We start from the raw sequence: 21,135 nt of genomic DNA on the forward strand, positions 1-21,135 counted from the left end.
AGAGGATGCGCATGACGCCGTTCAGCCAGTTTTACCGGGCCGCAGGGCTGATCGCGATCGCCACGGCGATGACCGCCGCCGCGCCGATGCAGGGTAAGCGCTGGACCCCGGCCTGGGGATCGTCTCAGATGCGGATCGACGGGCCGAACGCCGACAAGCTGGCCAAGGCAGGCCCCGCCACCATCCGCCAGATCGTCCACCTGACCGCCAGCGGCAAGACTCTCCGCCTGCGCCTGTCCAACATCGCAGGCGCGACACCGCTCAAGATCGGGGCGGCGACCATCGGGCTGGCGACACCGGGCCGCTCGGACGTGTCCACGATCCTACCGGTGCGGTTCGACGGTGCCACGGACATGATCGTGCCGCCGGGGGCCGAACTCTATTCCGACCCCGTCACGCTGCCGGTCGAGACGGGGCGCGACGTGGCGGTCAGCCTCTATTTCCCCGAAGCCGTCACCACCCCGACCGGCCATTCGGGCGCGCGCTCGAAGACCTTCCTGATCGCGGGCGATGCCACCGCACGAACCGCCCTGCCCGATGCGCAGGTCATCGGCGGATGGTGGGCATTGTCGGATATCGAAGTCCGCGACGCCGTCCAGAAGCAGACGGTCGTGACGATCGGCGACTCGATCACCGACGGCTACGGCATCACCGACGACAGCAATACTCGCTGGCCCGACGATCTGGCGCGACGGCTGGCCGCCTCGCCTGCCACGCGGAGCTTTTCCGTCGTCAATGCCGGGATCGGCGGCAACCGGGTGCTGCTCGACCGGCTTGGCCCCAATCTCATGGCCCGCTTCGACCGCGACGTGATCGCGCGGCCGGGCGTGACCCATGCGATCCTGCTGGAGGGCGTCAACGATCTGGGCGTCATGACCCGCGAGCAGCCGGTCGACGCCGCCACGCACCAGGCGATGGTGAAGCGGATCACCCAGGCCTATCGCCAATTGGCCGAGCGCGCACATGCCCATGGCATCAAGCTGATCGTCGGCACGATCACGCCGTTCCAGGGCAACGACTATTACCATCCCGGCCCGGAGAGCGAGGCCGATCGGCAGGCGATCAACCGCTTCATCCGCACGGCGGGCATTTTCGACGGCGTGGTCGATTTCGACCGGGTGGTGCGCGATCCGGCCAAGCCCGACCGGCTGCTCCCCGCCTATGACACCGGCGATCACCTGCACCCCAGCATGGCGGGCTATCGCGCCATGGCGGACGCCATTCCGCTGTCGCTGTTCACCCGCCGTTGATCAGAAGGCGGCGTCCAGCCCGATCCGGAGCGTGCGGGGCCGCAGCGGCGTCACCTGATCGCGCCCCGTCGTAAAGGGCGTGCCCAAGGCGAAGCGATTGCCGCGCACATCGGCCAAGTTGGTGATACCGGCGGTCAACCCGTAGCGGCCCAGCCCCAGTCGGGCGGTGACGCCGCTGTCGAGATAGCTGCCCTGCCGCTCGCCCAGGATCGGCCCGACGCCAAGCCGCGACGATCCGACATAACGGAGCCAGCCGTCGATCCGCAGGTCACGCCCGCCCGCCAGCATCCGGCGATAGACTGCCCCCGCCCGGCCGGTAAAGCGCGCGATATTGGGGATCTGGCTGAGCCTCGCGAGGATCGTCGCCCGGTCGGCGCTCAGTCCGTCCATCAGGGCAAAGGCCTGCGCGCTCGACGGCTCGTCGATGCGGCTGTCGTTATAGGACACCGCGCCCTCCACCCTCAGCCCCTCGGCGATACGGAAGCCCGCCAGCGCCTCGAGGGTCCAGAGCTGGCCGTCGCCGATGTTGGCGGTGCTCGGCAAGCCGGTCGCGTCGATGAAGTCGGCCTGGATGTCGCGCCATGAGGTGTGCGCCAGGGTCAGCGATCCGTCGAAGCGGTCCCGCACCGGCTGTCCCGTTCGCAAGCCCGCCTCGATCGTCGCGACCCGGTCGTTGCGGAACCGGCGGACCAGCGGCCCCTCGATCGTCAACCCGCCGGGACGAAACCCCTGCTGATAGCGCAGGAACAGCTGTGCGCCGGGCGTCAGGTCGATCAGCGCCGAAGCGGAGGGAAGCAGGATCGTCTGCGCCCGCCGCGCGGTTACTTCACGCAGCCTGGCCAGCGCCTGGAACGACAAGGCGAGCGGCAAATCCTCGCCCGCCCCGTCCAGCACCGACCGGGTGACGCGCAGGCCACCGGTGGTGAGGAGACCCGGAAGCAACCGCAAGCTGGCCTCGCCATAGAGCGTGGCCTCCTCCACCGTGTTGACGACGCCGGTGCGCGGCAGCAAGTCGCCCGGCTCGCCGAACAGCCGGGTCAGGCGGGTGCGGTTGTGGACATAGCTGACCCCCGCGAGCCAACCCGATCCGTCGGGCGCGGAGTGCCAGGCGCGGGTTTCGTTGGCCTGCATCCGGGTGGCATTGGCCTGAGCGAACAGCTGGACCGGACCACCCGGCGGGGTCGCGTCATAACGCTCCATCAGGTCGTGCGCCGTGATGCCGCTGCTGGTGCGGAAACGCACCTGCCCGATCCGGCCGGACAGGATCAGCTGCGCCTGCCCGAAATCGGCGGAGAAACCTTCGGTGACGGGTGCCGAGCGGGTCAGCGGCGGGCCTTCACGATCGGCATATTGGCTGTCGGCGCCGCGAATACGCTGCCCGATGCCGACCGCCTCGATGCTCCAGCCGCCGCCCAGATCGGCCTTCACCGCCGCGCGACCGCCTGCGATCCGGGTGCGGTTGACGTCGGTACGGCCGAGCAGCGGCTTGTTGATATAGCCGCCCTCGCTCGCGCTGTCGGCGACCAGCCGGATCGCCAGCCGGTCGGCGATGACGGGCACGTTCAGCACCGCCTGCGCATCCGCGCCCGGCGCGCCGTTGGTGGTGGCCGAACCGCCCAGCATCGCCGAACCTCCGAAGCGCGTCGGGTCAGGCGCATGGGGCACCAGCCGGATCAAACCGCCCAGCGATCCCGCGCCATACAGGGTGCCCTGCGGCCCCTCCAGCACCTCGACCGCCGCGAGATCCGCGAGCCGCAGATCGGGATCGGGCGCATTGTAGCTGAGGCGCAGATCGCCGAAATACTGGCCCACGGTCGCCTGGGTAGGGCCGGTGAAGCTGGAATCGGCAATGCCCCGGATAAACAGCTTGTTCCGCCCTGCACCCAGATAGGTGGAGGCGATAGCGGTCATCCGGTCAGCCAGCTTCGACGTGCCGCCCGCCCCGCCCAGCTCCAGATCGGCCCCCGCCACCTGCACCACCTGCCCTGCAAAGTGGTCGCGGGTCGTGTCGCGCTTGCTGGCGGTGACGACGACATCCTCGCCTTGTACGTCCGCTGGCGGCCGGGGGCGCGGTTTCGGCTTCGGCGCGGGCGAGCGGAGGCGCGGGGTCAATCGCCAGCTTCCGGGTCCTAGCGCTTCGACCCGCGCGCCGCTGCCGCGCGCGATGGCGACCAGCGCCTGTTCGACCGACAAGGCCCCGCGTAAGGCGGGCACCGGGCGGCGCCATAGCCCGGCATCAGGGACCACGATATTGACGCGCGCCACGCGACCCAGCGCCATCACCTGGGCCCCCACGGTTCCGGCGGGCAGGTCGAGCGAAACGCGATCGGCGGCGGTCGCGGGCATCGCCGCCACCACCGCCACCAGACATCCGATCCCGCCCCCGATGGATCTCACTCGCGCGGTTCCAGCATCCAGCCGGTCGCAGCTTGTCGCACCCTCACATCCATCAGCGGCCCCAGCACCGCCGGATCGCGCCGGACCGCTTCCAGGTCGATCGTCCCCCGGAAAGGCCGCGCGGCGATGGCGGGCGCGACCGTCACCGGCCGGGCCAGGAAGCGCGACACATCTTCCGCCACCATGCCCAGCGGTGTGCCGTCAAAGGCCAGCCTGCCCTCGCGCCAGCCGCCGACCTCTTCGGGCTCCACGGCCGATCGGGTCAGTTGGCTGCCATCGACCGTCACCGCCTGCCCGGCGTCGAGGCGGAGCGCGGCCCCCTTGGGGTCGATCATCACCGCACCCTCGGCCACGGCGACACGAGTTTGCCCGCCCATTCGCACGTCGAATACCGTGCCCAGATCGATCAGGGCCAGCGTCCCGGCCTGAACCGCAAAGGGGTGCTGCGCATCATGCCGCACCTGGAACAGCGCCTCGCCGCGAGCCAGCACCGCCCGACGCGGTTCGGCGTGGTCCAACTCGACCCGGCTCAGCCCCGCCAGGGTGACGCTGCTGCCATCCGATAGCGGGATGCGGCGGGTCTCCCCGGCGGCCGTCTCGACCGCATAGGGTTGGGGCCGATCCTGCCAGGCGCTCACGCCGATCGCACCGATCAGCGCCGCCGCCATGGCCCCGCCGATCCAGCGCAGCGGATGCCGTTGCACGAGCTCCGGCTCCGGCGCGATCGCGACGGGCGCCGCGACCTCGGGCTGCACCGACAGCGCCTCCTCAGCGTCCAGCAGGGTCGCGGCCGCCCGGTCGTAGCGCTCGGCATGGCCGGGGTCCGCCTCCAGCCAGTCGGTAAAGGCGTCCCAGTCGGCGCGCGCCGGATCGGCCATGCGCAGCGCCCAGTCGAGCGCGACCGTATCGACGCCGTGCGCGGGGGAAAGACGGTCCTGGCTCATTCGATCCGTTCCTTCAGCGCGGCCAGCGCATGGGCCGCCATACGGAGATCGCTTTCGACGGTGCTGATACTGACACCCAGTTCGGCCGCCACCTGACGCTGGGGAATACCGTCGACCCGAACGCGGCGAAAGACGGTCGCGGGTCGCTCCCCCAGGCCCGCCAGCGTGGCGGCGACCTGTTCGGCGGTCTGGCGCGCAACCACTGCGCGTTCGGCGCCGGGGGGCGACTCCGGGCCTTCGCCCTCCACCCAATCCTGTTCGCGCAACGCGGCCTGTCGCCGTGACCGATAACGATCGATCATCAGCATGTCGGCCGCGCGGTAGAGATAGGCCAGCGGATTGGCGATCGGCCCGTCCATCCGGACCGCGACCTTCACCCACAAATCCTGTACCAGATCCTCCGCCGCATCGCCCGCCCCGCGCGCCGTCAGGAAACGGACGAGCTTGTCGCGATTGGCAAGGAAAACGGCCTCAAGCCCGGTGGGCGGCATGGTGGAAACCGGCAAAATCAAGTGGGAGTGCCGTCGTTTAGACGAAGCAGGCTCCCGTGAAAAGGAGCCCCACCGGGACGCAAGGTGGGGCTCCCGTCGCCCGCGCACGCTACAGGGGGGATGCACGCGGACGAACCCCGTCAGAAGGCGAATTGCAGGGCGGCGCGCGCCGACAGCGCGACATTGCCCAGCCGCTGTTCGGCATTCACTTCGCCGCTCAGGCGGATTTCGCTGGTTCCGGTGATCGCACGAACCCGCCCGACCCAGCCGCCGTCACGGGCCTCGGGATCGAGGATGAAGGGCGTGCCGTCGCCGAAGCTGGCGACCGTGCGGCCCAAGGTCCCGGCGATCCGCTCACGCCGACCGCCCTCGACCTCCAAGCGGCTCCACTGCGAATAGCGGTCATTGCCACCGAAATTGATGCCCGCCGCGACACTGGCGGTCAGCGCCAGTTCGTCGCTGGTCCGCTTGCGCACCGTCAGGTCATAGCCGGTGCCGCCGCCCGTCTCGCGATAGGCATCCTCGTTCAACCGGTAATAGTCGACCGCCAGGATCGGCCTCACGTTGAACTGGCCGACCCAATGCTCCCACGACACCGAGCCGGAGCCGGAATAGAGCATGCCCTTCCAGTCGCCGGTCGCGCGACGTTGCACGGCCTCGGTACCGATCACGCCATCAAACTGGCGCTGCGAATCGAAGGACAGGAAGGCCGCCGAGCCACGCGCCTGCGCCGCCAGGGCGCCCCAGCGGGCGCGCCAGAAACCGGCCAGCTCATATTGGCTGTGGTTGACGCGGTTGACCGCCGAACCCTCGTTGTCGCGACCGCTCATATAGGAGAGCGAGGCGCCGAAATTGCCCGCATCGGTCTTGTGCTCGATACCGCCGCTGATGCCCCAGCCGCGCACGTCATAGCTGCGGGTCGAACGCGTGCCCTTGGATGCGTCCCACCCTAGCGGGGTCAGCCAATAGCCCCATTTGCCTTCCTCGCTGAACTCGCCCGCCGGTTCGCGAAGCTGCGCTGCCGCCGCGCGCGAGGCGAGGGTCACGCCCTCGAACACGCTGCCGGTGTAATTGGGCAGCATCTGTTCGACCGCGCCCCGGAAAGCCGCACCGTCATAGATGCCCCGGATCGAGTCGGACAGCTTGGCGTCGCTGCCGATCGCGGCGTCGATCGCGTCAAAGGCGCTGACGCCCGCGTTGCTGAGGCCCAGTTCGGTCTTGGCCTTGCGGCTGACATCGACCGCGATCTCGTTGGGCTGGGCCGCGACGATCGCGCCCTTGTAGAGGAAGGGCATGGCCGAGGGGGCGAGCGTCAGGTTGTTCGCGCCGGTCAACGTGCCGGAGCGCAACACGACATAGCGGCCGGTCACGTCAGTCCCGCCCGACACGCGCAAGGCAAGCTGGCTGTTCGCCCCGATCGTCGTCGCGCCGCCGACCTGGATCAGGTTACCGGTCGGGTTCGCCTTGTCGAGCGCGACGCTGAGGATCGACTGGTCGCCCAGGCTGAGCGAGGCGATGTTGGTCACGCCGTTCGCCGCAAAGGTGCCGCCGCCATTCGCGACGGTGACCGCCACATGCGACGCGTTGGCCAGCCGCCCGGCGAAGATGCCCTTGCCGGTGATCGCCAGCAGATCCTGCCCCCGCCCGGCAAAGTCCGCCACGCCGTCGAAACGCGCAGTGTCGCCGATGGTCAGCGTGTCCGCGCCGGTGCCGAAGGTCGCGGTGCCCGCATAGGTGCCGGTGCCGCTCATCTCCAGCCGATTGTTGCCGATGCCGAAGCTGACATCGCCGCTGACCGATCCCGCGCCGATCTGAAGCCGGTCATCGCCGCTGCCGAAACGGATCGCGCCGGTGATGCTGGGCGCGGCGGCCCCCGTGGCGGGCGCGATCTGGCGCACGACCGCGCCGCTGGTGTTGGCCGACAGGTCGATGGCGACACTGCGCGAGCTGTCCGCCCCTGCGCCCGTGATGATGCCCGAATTCTCGACCAGCGTCAGGCCGCCGGTGCGGTCAAGGATCGCGGTCGCATTGGCAGAGGTAGACGCCGCCCGGATCGACCCGGTATTCCGGATCGTCGGCAGTGAAGCCCCCGCCTCGATCAGAACGGCAGTGGTCAGTACCCCCGGCGCACCGCCGCCGGTCGCCGATATGGTGCCGCCATTGCGCAACTCGGGCGTCGAGGCTCCCGTGCCGAAGCGGATCGCGGTCGCTTCCGCACCATTGGCGGTCGCCTGCACCGTGCCGCCGATAGCGACGCCTTGCGCGATCTGGACGTTGCCGCCCAGTCCGCCGATCGCCAGTGCCGTCGAGCGCACGCCGCTATAGACTCCGGCCGAGGTGATGCGGCCATTGACGACCAACCCTGGCGCGGGCGTCGCGCCGCCGGTCGCGCCGATCACGACCGCGCGGGTCGCCGATCCGATCTGCATCGTCGGTGCGGCGCCGTTGGTGATGAGGTCCGCCGCCTTGCCCGTCGCATTGCCCAGCGTGATGCCGCCCGCGACATTGCCGCCCACGACCAGCGCCGATCCGCCCTGGAGCAGGTCGTCGGGGTCGAGCTTCGACACGTCGGCGGGCGGCGTGGTGTAGCGATAGCCGGTCGAGCCGATCCCGCCCTCGATAGTCAGCGCGCCGCCGATATCCCCATCGATCCGCGCGCCGACCGCGCCTTCGCCGACCGCGACGATCGATCCGCCGATGGTGACATTGCCCGACACGGCCCCCGTGCGGACGCCGACCGAGCGGTCGCCCAGCACATTGACCTTGCCCGACTGGACCAGATTGCCGGTCAGCGGGCCGTTCAGGAAGATCGCCGCCGAGTCGTTCCCCTCGATGGTGATCTCACCGCCATTGGTGATATTGCCGGTAAAGGCGCCGGCGGTGCGGATGCCGGTCCGCCGCGCCCCTTGCGCGAAGGGGCCGTCCAAATCGCCGTCTTTGTCGATATCGACCGGGGTATAGGTCTCGTCGATGACGATCTTGCCGGTGTTCGTGATCTCACCCGTCACACCTGCCGCCGCGCCGATGCCGACCGTGTCATTGGCGTCGGTCGTCTGGATCGTCCCGGCGTTGCTCAGCTTGTTGTTGCTGTCGAGCGTGACGGCGGTGCCGCTGCCTGTCGTCACCACGCTGCCCGCCGCGACGATGCTGATGTCAGCGGCGGCCCCGTTGTTAACGGTGGCGGTACGGACGGGCGTGGTCCGCTTGGTATCGATCACGGTCTGGGCCGAGGCGGCCGTCCCTGCCGCCAGCGCGAGCGTGGCGGTTGAGGCGAAGAGCAGGCGATGCACGAATAAGGTCCCCTTTATGTGCCTTTGCCCCTCCAGACGGAGCCGCCCGGCCGATCCCTTGGTGCCCGGATTAAAATTTCGTCACGCAGCTCGCAGGTGTTGACGATTGCAGCCTTGAGGATCAGAGGGCGGCTCAGGCGCGGGAGCCCCCGCGTCGTTCCAGAAAGCGAGAACATGTCCAGCGACAGTTCCAGTAGCGCCGCACGCCTCGGGGTCGTCCGCTAGTTTCGCAACTGGCTTTCGTCCGCCCCGGGTCGTGCGGACGAAAGGTTTGAAATGGTCAACGATCTGATTGCCGGTGTCGCCGCCGGTTTCCGTTCCTCCCGGCGCGGCCTGTCCATCGCCGATCTCGTCGATACGCTGCAGTCGCTCTCCGTCGAGGAAGCGGCCGACGCCCTGACGCAAATGCCCGACGCGCGCGCCGTCGCCGTGCTCGACAGTCCCGAACTGCGCTCGGCCGCCGATATCCTTGCGCACCTGACCCCGGCGCGCGCCGCCGCCCTGCTGTCGCAGATGGCCGAGGACCGCGCCGCCGACGTGCTGACCGACATGGACGAGGATGACGCCCTCGCGATCCGTGCCGAGCTGCCCGCCCCCGTCGTCGCGTCGATCGATACGCTGCTCCGCTGGCCGCCCGACAGCGCGGGCGGGATGATGACGACCGAATATGTCGCCTCGGCCGCCGACGCGACCGTCGCCGAGGTGCTGGCGCATATCCGCACCGTCGAGCGGAGCCGCGAAACGGTCTATTCCGTCTTCCTGCTGGAGCCGCAGGGGCGCCTGGTCGCCACCGTCTCGCTGCGCCAGTTGATCGCCGCCGAGCCGACATCGCGCGCGATCGATCTGGCGCGCGGGCACGACCCCATCACCGTCGCGCCGAGCACCGATCGCGAAGAGGTCGCGCATCTGATCCGCCGCCACGACCTGCTGGCGCTGCCCGTCGTCGACGAACAGGGCCGCCCGATGGGCATCGTCACGGTCGACGACGTGCTCGACGCGCTGGTCGCTGCACATACCGAGGACACGCAGAAGTTCGGCGGCGTCGAGGCGCTGGACGGCCCCTATCTGGAAACCGGCTTCCTCGCGATGATCCGCAAGCGCGCCGGGTGGCTCAGCATCCTGTTCTTTTCGGAAATGCTGACCGCCAGCGCGATGCAGCATTTCGAATCCGAGCTGGAGCGTGCGGTCGTGCTGACCCTGTTCATCCCGCTGATCATGAGCTCGGGCGGCAATAGCGGCAGCCAGGCGACCTCGCTCATCATCCGCGCACTGGCGCTGGGGCAGGTCCGCCTGCGCGACTGGTGGCGAGTCGCTTTGCGCGAGCTTCCGGCGGGGATGACGCTGGGGGCGATCCTGGGACTGCTCGGCATGGCGCGGATCGCGATATGGCAGACGCTCGGCTTCTACGATTACGGCCCGCACTGGGTGCTTGTGGCGACCACGGTCGGCACCGGGCTGGTCGGCATCGTGACCTTCGGCTCGCTGGCCGGGTCTATGCTGCCCTTCCTGCTGCAACGCATGGGCTTCGACCCGGCCAGCGCCTCTGCGCCCTTCGTCGCGACCTTGGTCGATGTGACCGGGCTGGTGATCTATTTCAGTATCGCGCTGGCCATCCTGTCGGGGACACTCCTCTAATTCCTCCCCTTGCAGGGTAGGTGGCAGGCCGTCAGGCCTGACGGAGGGGTGTCCCGCTTTCGATAGGTCGACACCCCTCCACCAGCTTCGCTGGTCCCCCTCCCCTTACAGGGGAGGAATGGGCTTACCGCTTCCAATAGCGCACATAATCGACCTTCATCGCCTGCGGCAGCGCGGCATCGTCCACGCCTTTCTGCCCGCCCCAGTCGCCCCCGACCGCCAGGTTCAGGATCAGCGAATAGGGCCGCGTGAACGGCCACGCCGCCGCGCCGCCCGGTTGGTCGTTCTTCACGCGCATATAGGCTCGCCCGTCGACGCCAATCGTGATTGTCTCCGGCGTCCATTCCAGCTGATAGCGGTGATAGTCGGTACACGCCCCGCCTACGCGCACCTCGGCGCCACGCTGGGTCTTGAGCCGGTGATTAAAGGCGGCGGAATGAACAGTCGCGTGAATCACGTCTGGGTTGAAGCCGACCATCTCCATGATGTCGATCTCGCCGCCATCGGGCCAGCGCGAGCCGTCCATCGGCAGCAGCCAGATAGCGGGCCACATGCCCCGACCGCAGGGCAGCTGCGCGCGCACCTCGTAAAAGCCGTAACCGAGCGGCTTCTGCGTCACCAACTTGGCCGAGCTATAGCGCTGGCCACCCCAATCCGGCTCGTTGCGCAGCGCCTCCGCCCGCGCCTCGATGACCAACGCGCCTTTCTCGATGCGGGCGTTGGTCCGGTCGGGACCGGCATAATATTGCAGTTCGTGATTGGGCCAACCGGTCTTGTTTTGGCCCGTGTCCCAGCGCCAGCGCCGCTGGTCGATCGCCCCGTTGAACTCGTCGCCGAAACTCGGCCGCGTGGCGGGGGCCGCCATGGCGCCGTCATAGGCATAGTTGGTCGCACCGAGCGACGGGGCCTCGACCTGTTGGGCGGAAGCCCCGGTGGCCAGCAAAGTGACGCCTGCCAGCCACCAAGTCCTTCTTTTCATTGCCATCCCCTCTCAGCTTTTGAGAGGTATAAGCCGATCGGCGAGCCGACGCCAAGTCGCGCCGGATCAGCCCGCGATGGTGAAGACCGAACCCGAGTCCACCCTGATGCCAGCCCCGTTGATGAAGCTCGCCCGTTCCGACACCAGGAAGGCGACGGCGGCGGCGACCTCTTCGGGGCGACCACGCCGCTTCAGCGCCATGCCGGGGCGTTCCTCGTCGAGGAACGTCTCGATCGCCTCGTCGAAGCTGACGCCCTTTTCCTCGGCGCGCTTCTCCATCATCTTGTCGGTCATCGGCGTCGCGATAAAGGCCGGCGAGACGGTGTTCACCAGCACATTGTCGGGGCCGTACGCCTTGGACAGCCCCTTGGCGAGGCTGAGGATACCCGCCTTCGCCGCGCAATAGGGCAGTTCGTCGATATAGGGCTGCACCGCATCCTCGGAGGCGAACAGCACGATCCGGCCCCAGCCTTTGCTGCGCATCCCCGGGATCGCCTCTCGACACATGCGCACCGCGCCCATCAGGTCGATATCGATGGTCTCCTGCCAGCCCTTGTCGTCGATCTCCAGGAAATCGCCCGTCGCCCCGGTCACGCCCGCTGCGTTGACATAGATATCGGGGTCGCCCAGCCGCTCGCGGACTTCGGCCCAGATGGCTCGCACCGCCTCAGCCTGGGTGACGTCGCCCGTGACCGCGATCACCTCGCCCAGCGGCGACAATTCCTCGACCGCCTCCTCCAACGTACCGTCCGGCTTGTCGGTCAGCGCGACGCGGACGCCCGCCTCCAGCAGCAGGCGAGCGGTTTCCTTGCCCATGCCGGAGTCCGCGCCGCTGATGAGCGCGATGCGCCCCTTGATACCCAGATCCATCGTCATTCTCCTTTGGATAGTACGGCCGGCGGCGCGTGCTGATGTCGATCATCGATATGGATCAACCGTCCCGGCCATGAAGTGCCGAGGCCCGATAGGGTTCCGCCAATTGGCGCCGATAAGTCTTTGATCTCCAGCGGAACGCGTTACGCCCCCACCCGTTCGAAAAGCCCCGCCATCTTTGCTGGAGTGCCGGTCGTTGCGCATGTTGTCCGAAGCCGAGATCGCCACCATGCCTCCCACCGGAGACGGCCCCCTACCGTTGCCGGGCATTGCCGAACTGGCGGCGGGTGCGGCGGAAATCCTCGAGCGATCCGACATCATCCTGGCCGTCACCGATGAGACGCGCGCGCTGGGCGTGACGCGGATGCTGGAGGCGATGGCCCCCGACGCGACCATCCTGTTCTGCCCCGGTTCGGACGCGCTGCCGGGGGACGACGCCCCCGCCTCACCAGCCAATGTGGGGCAGCGCGTGTCGGCGCTGCATCGCGCGCAGATGACATTGGCGGCGAAGGACCGGGGTCGAATCGCCCTCGTCACCTCCGGCGAAGCGCTGGCCCGCGCGCTGCCGCCGCCCGAAACCTTCGCCACCGAACCGCCCTGCGTCGCGATCAACGACGCGTGCGATCTGGCGGATCTCCACGCGATGCTGCTCGACCTGGGATATATCGCCGACGAACGGGTGGACGAGCCCGGCGAAGTCGCGTTGCGTGGCCATGTGCTGGACGTGTTTCCCGCCGACGCCGAACAGCCCTTGCGCATTGAGGTCGCGGACGGCCGGATCATCGCGATCCGATCCTACGACCCCGCCGACCAGCGGAGCACCGGCGAGATCGAACGCCGCGAACTGGGCCGTGTGGCCGAACCACCGCTCGGGCAGACGCAGACCAGCCTGCTCGATCACCTCCCCGGCGCCTGTATCATCATCGAGCCCGCCGCCGATGAGCGTCGCCGTCGCCTGTTGCTGCTGAGCGCCGATGTCGCCAAGCGCGGATCGAAGCGCGCCGCCCGCGACATGATCGCCGAGCGTCACTGGAAGAAGGCGCTCGATCAGCGCCAAACCGCCGAGATCGCCCGCATCGCCGAGCCCCCGCCGCGCTTCGTGGAGAGCCGTTCGCCTCTGCGCGATTTCGCCGTCACCGCGCGCGCCGCGATGAAGGAAGGCACGCGCGTCGTCCTGATCGGTAGCGAACGCGACCTGCGCTTCCTGGGCAAGCGGGTCGACAATGTCCTGAGCAAGACCGCAAAGCGGGCCGAAAGCTGGCAGGCTATATCGAAGGCCAAGGCAGGAGCACTCCTGACGCTTGTGGCACCCGCCGAACGCGGCTTCGCGCGCGACGCTATCCTCGCGGTCAGCGCCGCCGATCTGCTGGGCAGCCGGGCCGAGCGCGAGGACGGGGCCGCCCCACATGTCGACCTGTCGCTGATGCAGACCGCCGAAATCCGGGTCGGCGACACCGTCATCCACGAAGATCACGGCATCGCCACCGTCATCGGGCTGGAGACGATCGACGGCCAAGACGGCGTGTCGGGCGATGCGGTCAAGCTGGAATATGCACGCGATGCGACCCGGCTCGTCCCGGTGGCCGAGGCCGACCGGCTGTGGCGCTACGGCGGAGAGGATGACGCGGTTCGCCTCGACACACTCGACGGCAAGAGCTGGCACGAACGGCGGCGCGGCATCGACGAGGCGATCGCGACCACCGCGCGTCAGCTGACCGATATGGCCGCGGAGCGTGCCGAGCGCCATGCTCCCGTGCTCGACCCTCCCGTCGCGGATTATGAGCGCTTCGCGGCGGGGTTCCCGTATAGCGAGACGCCGGATCAGTTGGCCGCCATCGAGGCGGTGCGCGCCGATCTCGCCTCGGGGCGGCCGATGGATCGGTTGGTCGTCGGCGATGTCGGCTTCGGCAAGACCGAGGTCGCCCTGCGCGCCGCCGCCATCGCCGCACTTGCCGGGAAACAGGTGGTGGTCGCCGCGCCGACCACCGTGTTGGCCCGCCAGCATCTCGACAGCTTCGCCGCGCGTTTCGAGGAAGCGGGCATCGTGGTTGCCGGTCTATCCCGCCTGTCCACGGCCGCGGAAAAGCGCAAGGTCAAGGCGGGTCTGGCGGATGGCAGCATCCGCATCGTCATCGGCACCGGCGCGGTGGCGGCCAAGGGCGTGACCTATAAGGATTTGGCGCTGGTCATCGTCGACGAGGAACAGCGTTTCGGTGCCGCCGACAAGGCCCGGCTCCAGGCGCTGTCGTCCGGCCATGTCCTGACCCTGTCCGCCACTCCGATCCCGCGCACGCTCCAGGCCGCGCTGGTGGGCTTACGCCAGCTGTCGATGATCGCCACCCCGCCCGCCCGGCGGCAACCGATCCGTACCGCCGTCTCCACCTTCTCGCCCGAAACGCTGCGCGCCGCCCTGCTGCGCGAGCGGTCGCGAGGCGGGCAAAGCTTCGTTGTGGTGCCGCGCATCGCCGACATGGCGCCGCTCGCTGAGAAACTCGCCCGCATCGTGCCGGAGCTGGAGGTGATGCAGGCGCATGGCAAGCTGCCCGCCGCTGAAATCGACGACGTCATGGTCCGTTTCGGCCGAGGCGAAGGCGATGTCCTGCTGGCGACCAACATCATCGAGGCGGGGCTGGATGTGCCGCGCGCCAACACCATGGCGATCGTCCATGCTGACCGTTTCGGTCTGGCGCAGCTGCACCAGTTGCGCGGCCGCGTCGGGCGCGGGCATCGACGGGGACAAGTGCTGCTCTTCGCCAAGGGAGAGGACGCCATCGCACCGCGCACCCTGAAGCGGCTGCGTACGCTGGAGGCATTCGACAGGCTGGGCGCAGGGTTCGCGATCAGCGCCCGCGATCTCGATATGCGCGGCGCGGGCGATTTGCTGGGCGATACCCAAGCCGGCCATATGCGACTGATCGGTGTCGAGCTTTACCAGCAGCTACTGGAGGACGCACTCCGCACCGCACGCGGCGAAACGGTCGAGCGCTGGACGCCCGAACTGCGCATCGGGGTCGAAGGTCGCTTGCCCGAGGCCTGGATACCCGATGAGGATTTGCGCATCTCGCTCTATGCCCGGCTGGGGCGACTGCGCGACGATGCCGCGCTCGATGCGTTCGAGGCGGAACTGGAGGACCGGTTCGGCGAACTGCCCGAGGATGCCACCACGCTGCTGATCCTCGCCCGGCTGCGCGAACGGATGCGGGCGATGGGCATCGCGCGGATCGACGCCGGGCCTGCCGCTATCGCGCTCACCCCGCATGGCCGCGACACCGACCTTGGCCAAATCGATGGGCTGGAGGAAAAAGACGGCCGCTATTTGCTGAAGGAGCGCCTCGACAATCCCGCCGAGCGGCTCGCGCGGCTGGGCGACCTGCTGGCTTGACCCAGGCGATTGGCGGCAGCGCTTGCGCGGCGTAGAGCCCCGCACCGAACAGAGAGGATATTCGTCATGGCTTTCCCCGATCCCTATACCGCCGACCCTGCGCGCTATGACGGCCGGATGCCCTATCGCCGGACCGGACGCAGCGGGCTCAAGCTGCCCGCGATCAGCCTGGGGCTGTGGCAGAATTTCGGCGGGACCGACGTGTTCGAGACGGGTCGCGCGATCCTGCGCCGGGCATTTGACCGGGGCGTCACCCATTTCGACCTAGCGAACAATTACGGGCCGCCTTACGGCTCGGCCGAGGAGAATTTCGGGCGGGTGATGGCGAGCGACTTTGCCGGCCACCGCGACGAACTGATCCTGTCGACCAAGGCGGGCTGGGACATGTGGCCGGGGCCTTACGGCGACATCGGTTCGTCGAGGAAGTACCTGATCGCCAGTTGCGACCAGAGCCTGAAGCGGATGGGCGTCGATTATGTCGACATCTTCTATTCGCACCGTGTCGATCCCACGACGCCGCTGGAAGAAACGATGGGCGCACTGGTTCAGCTCCATCGGCAGGGCAAGGCGCTCTATGTCGGCATCTCCTCCTATGACGCGGGGCTGACGCGGCGCGCGGCGGAGATCCTGGCGGAGGAGAAGGTGCCGCTGTTCATCCACCAGCCGAGCTATTCGATCCTGAACCGCTGGATCGAACGCGACCTGCTCGCGACGCTGGAGGAACTGGGCACGGGCTGCATCGCCTTTTCGCCGCTGGCGCAGGGGATGCTGACCGGCAAATATCTGGACGGCGTGCCGCAGGACGCGCGCGCCAGCCGGGGCGGGTCGCTGTCGCAGTCGCTGCTGACCGAGCAGAACCTGGCCGCGATCCGGACGCTCAACGACATCGCACAGGCACGCGGGCAGACGTTGGCGCAGATGGCCATCGCCTGGGTCTTGCGCGATCCGCGTGTCACCTCGGCGCTGATCGGCGCGCGGACGGTCGAACAGTTGGACGATTCGCTGGATGCCGTTGCGCGGTTGGACTTCACCCCGCAAGAACTGGCCGCGATCGATCAGGCGGCGGAGGATGGCGGCATCAACCTCTGGGCCGAATCCTCCGACATCGTAGAGCTGCCGTCGGCTCAGGGTGTTCCGGCCTGACCTCCTGGTATTTGTCGGACAGTTGACCTAACCTCTCCCGAAAAAGGGAGAGGTTTCGTGAAGACGTTGATCCATACCTGCGCCGTTATCGGCGCGCTTCTGGCTACCACCGCCATCCACGCCAGCGGGCAGGCCCCCGCCAACGCGCCTCGCCATCTGGAGATTGTCGCGAAGGGCAGCCTGCCCAAGCCGCCCGCGCCGCGTGATGCGCGGACGGCCTATCTGATGACCTTCTTCACTGACGAGGATCATTCGCTGCACTTCGCGACCTCACGCGACGGCTACAGCTTTACCGACGTCAATGGCGGGCAGCCGGTCATGCTCGGGCGGGACGTGGCCGAGCAGAAGGGCATTCGCGATCCGCATATCATGCGTGGACCGGATGGCGGCTTCTACATGTCGATGACCGACCTCCATATTTTCGCCAAGCGCGAGGGGCTGCGCGATACCGAGTGGGAGCGGCCCGATCCCCAATATGGCTGGGGCAACAACCGCAACATGATCTTCATGAAGTCCTATGACCTGATCCACTGGACCCAGTCGCGGGTCACGCCGTCGGCACTGTTCCCGCGCTATCGCGACGCGGGCAATATGTGGGCGCCCGAGACGATCTATGATCCGCAGCGAAAGGCGCTGATGGTCTACTTCACCACCCGCGATGGCAACGGACCAAATTATCTGGTCTATTCCTATGCGGACAAGGATTTCACCACGCTGACCGAAGAGCCGAAGAAGCTGTTCGACTATCCCGATCCCAAGGTGAACGTGATCGATGCCGACATCACCAAGGTCGGCGGCAAATATCACATGTTCTATGTCGCGCATCAGGCGCCAGGCAATATCCGCCACTCGGAATCGTCCCGGATCAACAGCGGCTGGACCAAGGACCTGCGCAAGGTCGATCCCGAAACCGCCGCGTCGGAGGCGCCGACCCTGTGGCGGCGGAGCGGCACCAATACCTATGTGCTGATGTACGATGTGTTCGGTATCAAGCCGAACAATATGGGCTTTTCCGAAACGACCGACTTCGTAACCTATCGGAATATCGGCCGCTTCAACGAGCCCGGATCGCCGATGAAGGCGACCAACTTCACCAAGCCCAAGCACGGCGCGGTTATCGCGATCAGCCCGGCCGAAGCCATGCGACTGGAACGCTATTTCGCCGCCCGTTAAACGCGAAAATGCGCCCGACCATGGCAGGTCGGGCGCATTCCTCGGTCAGCCGTTACTTGGCCGCGTTGCTCACATCGCCCTGGCCCATGGCCGAGACCAAGACATTGCCCGAGCCGGAAAAGTTGGCGGCGGGCAGGTTGGCGACCTTGGCACCCACCTTCACCAGCACCCGCTCGACCGCGCCCTGCGCATTGGAGCGGACCGACTGCACCGCGCCGATCGCCCGGCCCTGCGCATCGTTGACGACCATGCCGGTGTTGACTGGGAAGGCCCCGCCCCGCGCCGCGCCGCTACCGGCCAGCGCCAGATTGCCCGCCAGCGAACCGTTGCCACCCGAGGCCGATGCGGCGCCCGAACCCGAGCCTGCCACGCTGCCACCCGCATTGGCGGCGCGATTAATCAGGTTGGAGACGGTGCCCCGCGCCCGGTTGCCGACCGCTCCGGCGGTGTCACGCGCCCGCCCGGCGACGTTGCCGACGGTATTCACGCCGCGCCCCGCGACATCGCGCACCGCATCGGTGCCGACCAGCTGGGCATCCACACCGCCGCCGACCGTACCCGAGGCCGAGCCATTGGCCCCGCCCGACTGGTTGCCGACCCGCGTCGCGCTGTCCAGCGTCGAGCCGCCGGTCGCTTCACCCGAAGCCGCCACGCGGCCACGGCGCAGGTCTACAGCACGATCGCCACGGACCGAACCGCGCGTCCGGGTCGCCGCCTCGGTGGCGGTACGACCGGTCTGGCTCGCGCCGCTCAACGTACCGTTCGCACCGCCGGTCAGACCACCGGTGACGCCGCCGAGCTGACCGCCCAGCCCGCCGCCACCGACCAGGCCACCACCGCCACCAAGCAGCTGGGCCGAAGCAGGCATCGCAACAAGCGCCGCAGCAAGGATCGCGGTGCCGGAAAGAAGGTTCTTCATCATCGTTCTCCTTAACTTCTGGAGAGACAACGAAGTACCCCCGCAATTTAATCCCGAAAAAATTCGCGATTTACTGCACCGGGGTACGGCAATCAGCGCAAACCATTCCACGGCCGATGAATTTTTCTTCGCCCTTACGCCCAATTTTTTTCGCTTCGGCATCGACTTCGGCCAGTGCGGCCCGGATGCGAGCGGGATCGAGCGAGGGATAGGCGGCCGCCACCCGACCGGCGACAAAAGGCGCGGCGAAGGACGTTCCGCGTACCTTGAAACGCCGCCCCCCGACCCCGGTGGCGAGCATGTCCGCGCCCGGTGCGGCATAATCGACATGGCTCGCCCGCCCCGCCTCGATCAGCGGACGCCCGCGTCCGTCGACGCCAGTCACGGCGATGACGCCGGGATAGGAGGCGGGATAGGCAGGCGGCGCGGCAGGGCCGTTATTGCCGACCGCCGCGACGATGATGAGGCCCCGCTTCTGCGCCGCCGCGACGACACGCGCGAGCAGCGGGTTGGCGGGGCCGACCAGGCTGATCGTCGCCACCGACACGCGCTGTTCGACCAGCCAGCCCAGCGCCTTGGCGATGGCGGTCGCGTTGCCGCCCGCCGGATCGCTGCCATAAACATCGGCCGAGGCGATCCGCGCACCGGGCAGCGAGCCCCGGATATCGTTGCCCCCCGCAATCAGCGAGGCGACCGCCGTGCCATGGTCATTGGCGCGCGGGGCCCCCGTGGCGAACCCCTTGGTCACCGCCGCGCCCTCGGCACCGCCGTCGATCACGCCGACCATGGTGCCGCGTGCCGTGCCGCCTTGCGCCGCCGTCGGGACGGCCGGTGTCCCCGCGCCACTCGGCAGGTGAAGCTGATCCGCGCTCACCTCTCCGCCCAGCTTCTGAAGAATGCCCAGTGCGGTCTTCAACGACTGGCCCGGCGGCACGCGCAGCCGGACGAAGCCGACGCCCAGCACATCGTCGCGCTCGATCACCGTAAAGCCCAGCCGCCCGACCGTCGCCAACAACGCATCGCTGGGGGCATCAACCACCACCTCGCCCGCGCGCGCCGGAAATCCCATCGGGTCCAGCGCGATGGCGTCCGGGTGATCGCGGACCAGTTGCGCGAAGGTCGCGCGGCGGACCTGTTCCAGCTGCTGCACGGTCGCGCGCGACGCGGCGTCCACCCGGTCGATGACAGGGTCGGCGAGCGACGAAATCCCTCGCCCGACCGAGGGAAACCCGCCGGGAAGCGAAGGCATTCCGGGCAGCGAGGGCACGAGTTGCGCCCGCCCCGCCGTCACGCCAAGCGCGAGCCCCGCCGCCGCCATCGATACTGCCAGATAGCGGGTCGTCCGCTTCATCGCCGTTCATCCATTGTCAAAATTCATGCTGACATGGATTAAACGATGAACCTCATCCGTTTCATCCCTGCAACAAGGAAATAGGTTTGGCCGCTTTCGAGAACGAGTTGTTGGCGCTGCTTCCGCGACTGCGGCGGTTCGCGCGATCGCTCACCCATGACGGGGCGGATGCGGACGATCTGTGCCAGGTCACGATCGAGAAAGCGCTGTTGGCGCGCGGCTCGTGGCAGGCAGGGACACGATTGGATAGCTGGATGTACCGGATCATGCGCAATGCCTGGATCGACACCGCCCGCGCCCGGTCGCGCGCGGCGGAGACCTTCGTCGCCGAAGAGGCGGGGCTGGGTGTCGGCGGCGCGGGCAATGCCGAGGCGCGGGTGGCCCTGAACGAGGTGGACGCCGCCATGCGCACTCTGCCCGACGAACAGCGCGAGGCGGTGGCGCTCGTGCTGGTGGAGGGCCTCGCCTATAAGGAAGCCGCCGAGATACTGGATATTCCGATGGGCACCCTGACCTCGCGCCTAGTGCGTGGGCGACAGGCGCTGATGGCGCGGCTGGGAGAAGCGGCATGACGATCGAACCCGAAATGCTGATGGCCTATGCCGATGGCGCACTCGATCCGCTGACGACCAAGCGCGTCGAGCGCGCCATCGCCGCCGATCCCGCCCTGGCCGAACAGGTCGCGCGTCATCGTCACCTGAAGGCGAAGCTGGCCGCCGCCTATGCGCCGATCGCCGCCGATCCCGTGCCCGACCGGCTCGCCGCGATGCTGACCAGCAATGTGGTGCAGATGCCGAAGCGCCTGCCCCGCGCGCCTCGAGTCTCGGCCGCCTGGCGTTCGGCGGCGGCGATGGCCGCGTGTCTTGTCGTCGGCGTTCTGGTCGGGCGCGGCGTACAGCAGGAAGGACCTGTCACAGCCACCGACCACGGCCTTTACGCCGCCGGTTCGCTCGCCAGGGCGCTCGACGATCAGGCGAGTGGCGCGAAGGGGCCGGTACGCATCGCGGTCAGCTTCCGCGCGCAGGACAACGGCTTTTGTCGTGTCTTTCAGTCGGCGGAGGCGGACGGCATCGCCTGCCGCGATCCGAAGGGCTGGTCGCTGCGCCGGACCATGCCGGGCAGCGCGCCCGATGCAGGCGGCGGCTATGTCCAGGCGGGATCGTCGGATGCCGAACTGATGGCGGCGGCGCAGGACATGATGGCGGACATGCCGCTGGATGCGGCAGGCGAGAAAAAAGCGATTGCGGGTCACTGGCGCACGCGCTGACCGGTGATTTCGGAAAGCGATCGTTTCCATCACGCCCGGTG

General features: G+C 68.2%; 15 protein-coding genes. 7 read left to right on the plus strand and 8 right to left on the minus strand.

What is annotated here, in order from left to right:
* Window positions 1-11: 11 nt before the first annotated feature.
* Entirely contained in the window at window positions 12-1,250 is a 1,239-nt protein-coding gene (locus tag KV697_RS03200; RefSeq protein WP_257575581.1) for an SGNH/GDSL hydrolase family protein, read from the plus strand.
* Here the strand turns inward: KV697_RS03200 and KV697_RS03205 are convergent, their stop codons facing one another.
* The 4 genes from KV697_RS03205 to KV697_RS03220 form a co-directional block, all read right to left on the minus strand.
* Window positions 1,251-3,596, minus strand: a complete 2,346-nt coding sequence (locus KV697_RS03205) for a TonB-dependent receptor domain-containing protein (protein ID WP_219021213.1) — start codon at window positions 3,594-3,596, stop codon at window positions 1,251-1,253.
* Between the two features lie 47 nt (window positions 3,597-3,643).
* Window positions 3,644-4,591 (minus strand): FecR family protein, encoded by a 948-nt coding sequence (locus tag KV697_RS03210; RefSeq protein WP_219020080.1) that lies wholly within the window; start codon window positions 4,589-4,591, stop codon window positions 3,644-3,646.
* Complete coding sequence (locus KV697_RS03215; protein WP_219020081.1) at window positions 4,588-5,082, minus strand: RNA polymerase sigma factor; 495 nt, start codon at window positions 5,080-5,082, stop codon at window positions 4,588-4,590. Before KV697_RS03215 ends, KV697_RS03210 begins: the two co-directional genes overlap by 4 nt.
* A gap of 140 nt (window positions 5,083-5,222) precedes the next feature.
* Window positions 5,223-8,372 carry an autotransporter outer membrane beta-barrel domain-containing protein gene (locus KV697_RS03220; protein ID WP_219020082.1) on the minus strand — a complete coding sequence of 1,050 codons (3,150 nt, stop codon included), beginning with the start codon at window positions 8,370-8,372 and terminating at the stop codon, window positions 5,223-5,225.
* 276 nt (window positions 8,373-8,648) lie between these two features.
* On the opposite strand from KV697_RS03220, the gene mgtE reads away from it, so the two are divergent.
* Entirely contained in the window at window positions 8,649-10,007 is a 1,359-nt protein-coding gene (mgtE, locus tag KV697_RS03225) for a magnesium transporter (RefSeq protein ID WP_219020083.1), read from the plus strand.
* Window positions 10,008-10,131: 124 nt separating this feature from the next.
* Here the strand turns inward: mgtE and KV697_RS03230 are convergent, their stop codons facing one another.
* Both KV697_RS03230 and KV697_RS03235 read right to left on the minus strand, forming a co-directional pair.
* Complete coding sequence (locus KV697_RS03230; RefSeq protein WP_219020084.1) at window positions 10,132-10,986, minus strand: glycoside hydrolase family 16 protein; 855 nt, start codon at window positions 10,984-10,986, stop codon at window positions 10,132-10,134.
* A gap of 66 nt (window positions 10,987-11,052) precedes the next feature.
* The gene (locus tag KV697_RS03235; RefSeq protein WP_219020085.1) at window positions 11,053-11,856 is read right to left on the minus strand and encodes an SDR family NAD(P)-dependent oxidoreductase; all 804 of its coding nucleotides are present in this window, start codon (window positions 11,854-11,856) and stop codon (window positions 11,053-11,055) included.
* A 205-nt stretch (window positions 11,857-12,061) separates the two neighbouring features.
* On the opposite strand from KV697_RS03235, the gene KV697_RS03240 reads away from it, so the two are divergent.
* From KV697_RS03240 to KV697_RS03250, 3 genes are all read left to right on the plus strand, one after another.
* Window positions 12,062-15,241 carry a helicase-related protein gene (locus tag KV697_RS03240; RefSeq protein WP_257575822.1) on the plus strand — a complete coding sequence of 1,060 codons (3,180 nt, stop codon included), beginning with the start codon at window positions 12,062-12,064 and terminating at the stop codon, window positions 15,239-15,241.
* Window positions 15,242-15,307: 66 nt separating this feature from the next.
* The gene (gene mgrA, locus KV697_RS03245) at window positions 15,308-16,384 is read left to right on the plus strand and encodes an L-glyceraldehyde 3-phosphate reductase (protein ID WP_219020087.1); all 1,077 of its coding nucleotides are present in this window, start codon (window positions 15,308-15,310) and stop codon (window positions 16,382-16,384) included.
* A gap of 57 nt (window positions 16,385-16,441) precedes the next feature.
* The gene (locus KV697_RS03250; RefSeq protein WP_257575582.1) at window positions 16,442-17,557 is read left to right on the plus strand and encodes a glycoside hydrolase family 43 protein; all 1,116 of its coding nucleotides are present in this window, start codon (window positions 16,442-16,444) and stop codon (window positions 17,555-17,557) included.
* A gap of 52 nt (window positions 17,558-17,609) precedes the next feature.
* On the opposite strand, the gene KV697_RS03255 is transcribed toward KV697_RS03250, so the two are convergent.
* Both KV697_RS03255 and KV697_RS03260 read right to left on the minus strand, forming a co-directional pair.
* A complete protein-coding gene (locus tag KV697_RS03255) occupies window positions 17,610-18,476 on the minus strand; it encodes a hypothetical protein (protein ID WP_219020088.1) in 867 nt (288 codons plus the stop codon).
* Window positions 18,477-18,546: 70 nt separating this feature from the next.
* Window positions 18,547-19,827: a S8 family serine peptidase gene (locus KV697_RS03260; RefSeq protein WP_257575583.1), complete on the minus strand. Its 1,281-nt coding sequence runs from the start codon at window positions 19,825-19,827 to the stop codon at window positions 18,547-18,549.
* 80 nt (window positions 19,828-19,907) lie between these two features.
* Here KV697_RS03260 and KV697_RS03265 point away from each other — a divergent pair, with 80 nt between their 5' ends.
* Window positions 19,908-20,399, plus strand: coding sequence for an RNA polymerase sigma factor (locus KV697_RS03265; RefSeq protein WP_374011404.1), 492 nt, complete (start codon window positions 19,908-19,910; stop codon window positions 20,397-20,399).
* Window positions 20,396-21,094: an anti-sigma factor family protein gene (locus tag KV697_RS03270; RefSeq protein ID WP_219020090.1), complete on the plus strand. Its 699-nt coding sequence runs from the start codon at window positions 20,396-20,398 to the stop codon at window positions 21,092-21,094. Before KV697_RS03265 ends, KV697_RS03270 begins: the two co-directional genes overlap by 4 nt.
* Window positions 21,095-21,135: the final 41 nt, after the last annotated feature.

It is taken from the genome of Sphingomonas sanguinis, assembly GCF_019297835.1.
In the GTDB taxonomy this organism is placed as follows: domain Bacteria; phylum Pseudomonadota; class Alphaproteobacteria; order Sphingomonadales; family Sphingomonadaceae; genus Sphingomonas; species Sphingomonas sanguinis_D.

Excerpts from the sequence above, each read along its gene's own strand:
- KV697_RS03205 (WP_219021213.1), bottom strand. The coding sequence starts at position 3,596 with ATGCCCGCGACCGCCGCCGATCGCGTTTCGCTCGACCTGCCCGCCGGA.
- KV697_RS03260 (WP_257575583.1), bottom strand. The coding sequence starts at position 19,827 with ATGAAGCGGACGACCCGCTATCTGGCAGTATCGATGGCGGCGGCGGGG.
- KV697_RS03230 (WP_219020084.1), bottom strand. The coding sequence starts at position 10,986 with ATGAAAAGAAGGACTTGGTGGCTGGCAGGCGTCACTTTGCTGGCCACC.
- KV697_RS03255 (WP_219020088.1), bottom strand. The coding sequence starts at position 18,476 with ATGAAGAACCTTCTTTCCGGCACCGCGATCCTTGCTGCGGCGCTTGTT.
- KV697_RS03235 (WP_219020085.1), bottom strand. The coding sequence starts at position 11,856 with ATGGATCTGGGTATCAAGGGGCGCATCGCGCTCATCAGCGGCGCGGAC.
- KV697_RS03270 (WP_219020090.1), top strand. The coding sequence starts at position 20,396 with ATGACGATCGAACCCGAAATGCTGATGGCCTATGCCGATGGCGCACTC.
- KV697_RS03215 (WP_219020081.1), bottom strand. The coding sequence starts at position 5,082 with ATGCCGCCCACCGGGCTTGAGGCCGTTTTCCTTGCCAATCGCGACAAG.
- KV697_RS03200 (WP_257575581.1), top strand. The coding sequence starts at position 12 with ATGACGCCGTTCAGCCAGTTTTACCGGGCCGCAGGGCTGATCGCGATC.
- KV697_RS03210 (WP_219020080.1), bottom strand. The coding sequence starts at position 4,591 with ATGAGCCAGGACCGTCTTTCCCCCGCGCACGGCGTCGATACGGTCGCG.
- mgtE (WP_219020083.1), top strand. The coding sequence starts at position 8,649 with ATGGTCAACGATCTGATTGCCGGTGTCGCCGCCGGTTTCCGTTCCTCC.
- KV697_RS03240 (WP_257575822.1), top strand. The coding sequence starts at position 12,062 with ATGTTGTCCGAAGCCGAGATCGCCACCATGCCTCCCACCGGAGACGGC.
- mgrA (WP_219020087.1), top strand. The coding sequence starts at position 15,308 with ATGGCTTTCCCCGATCCCTATACCGCCGACCCTGCGCGCTATGACGGC.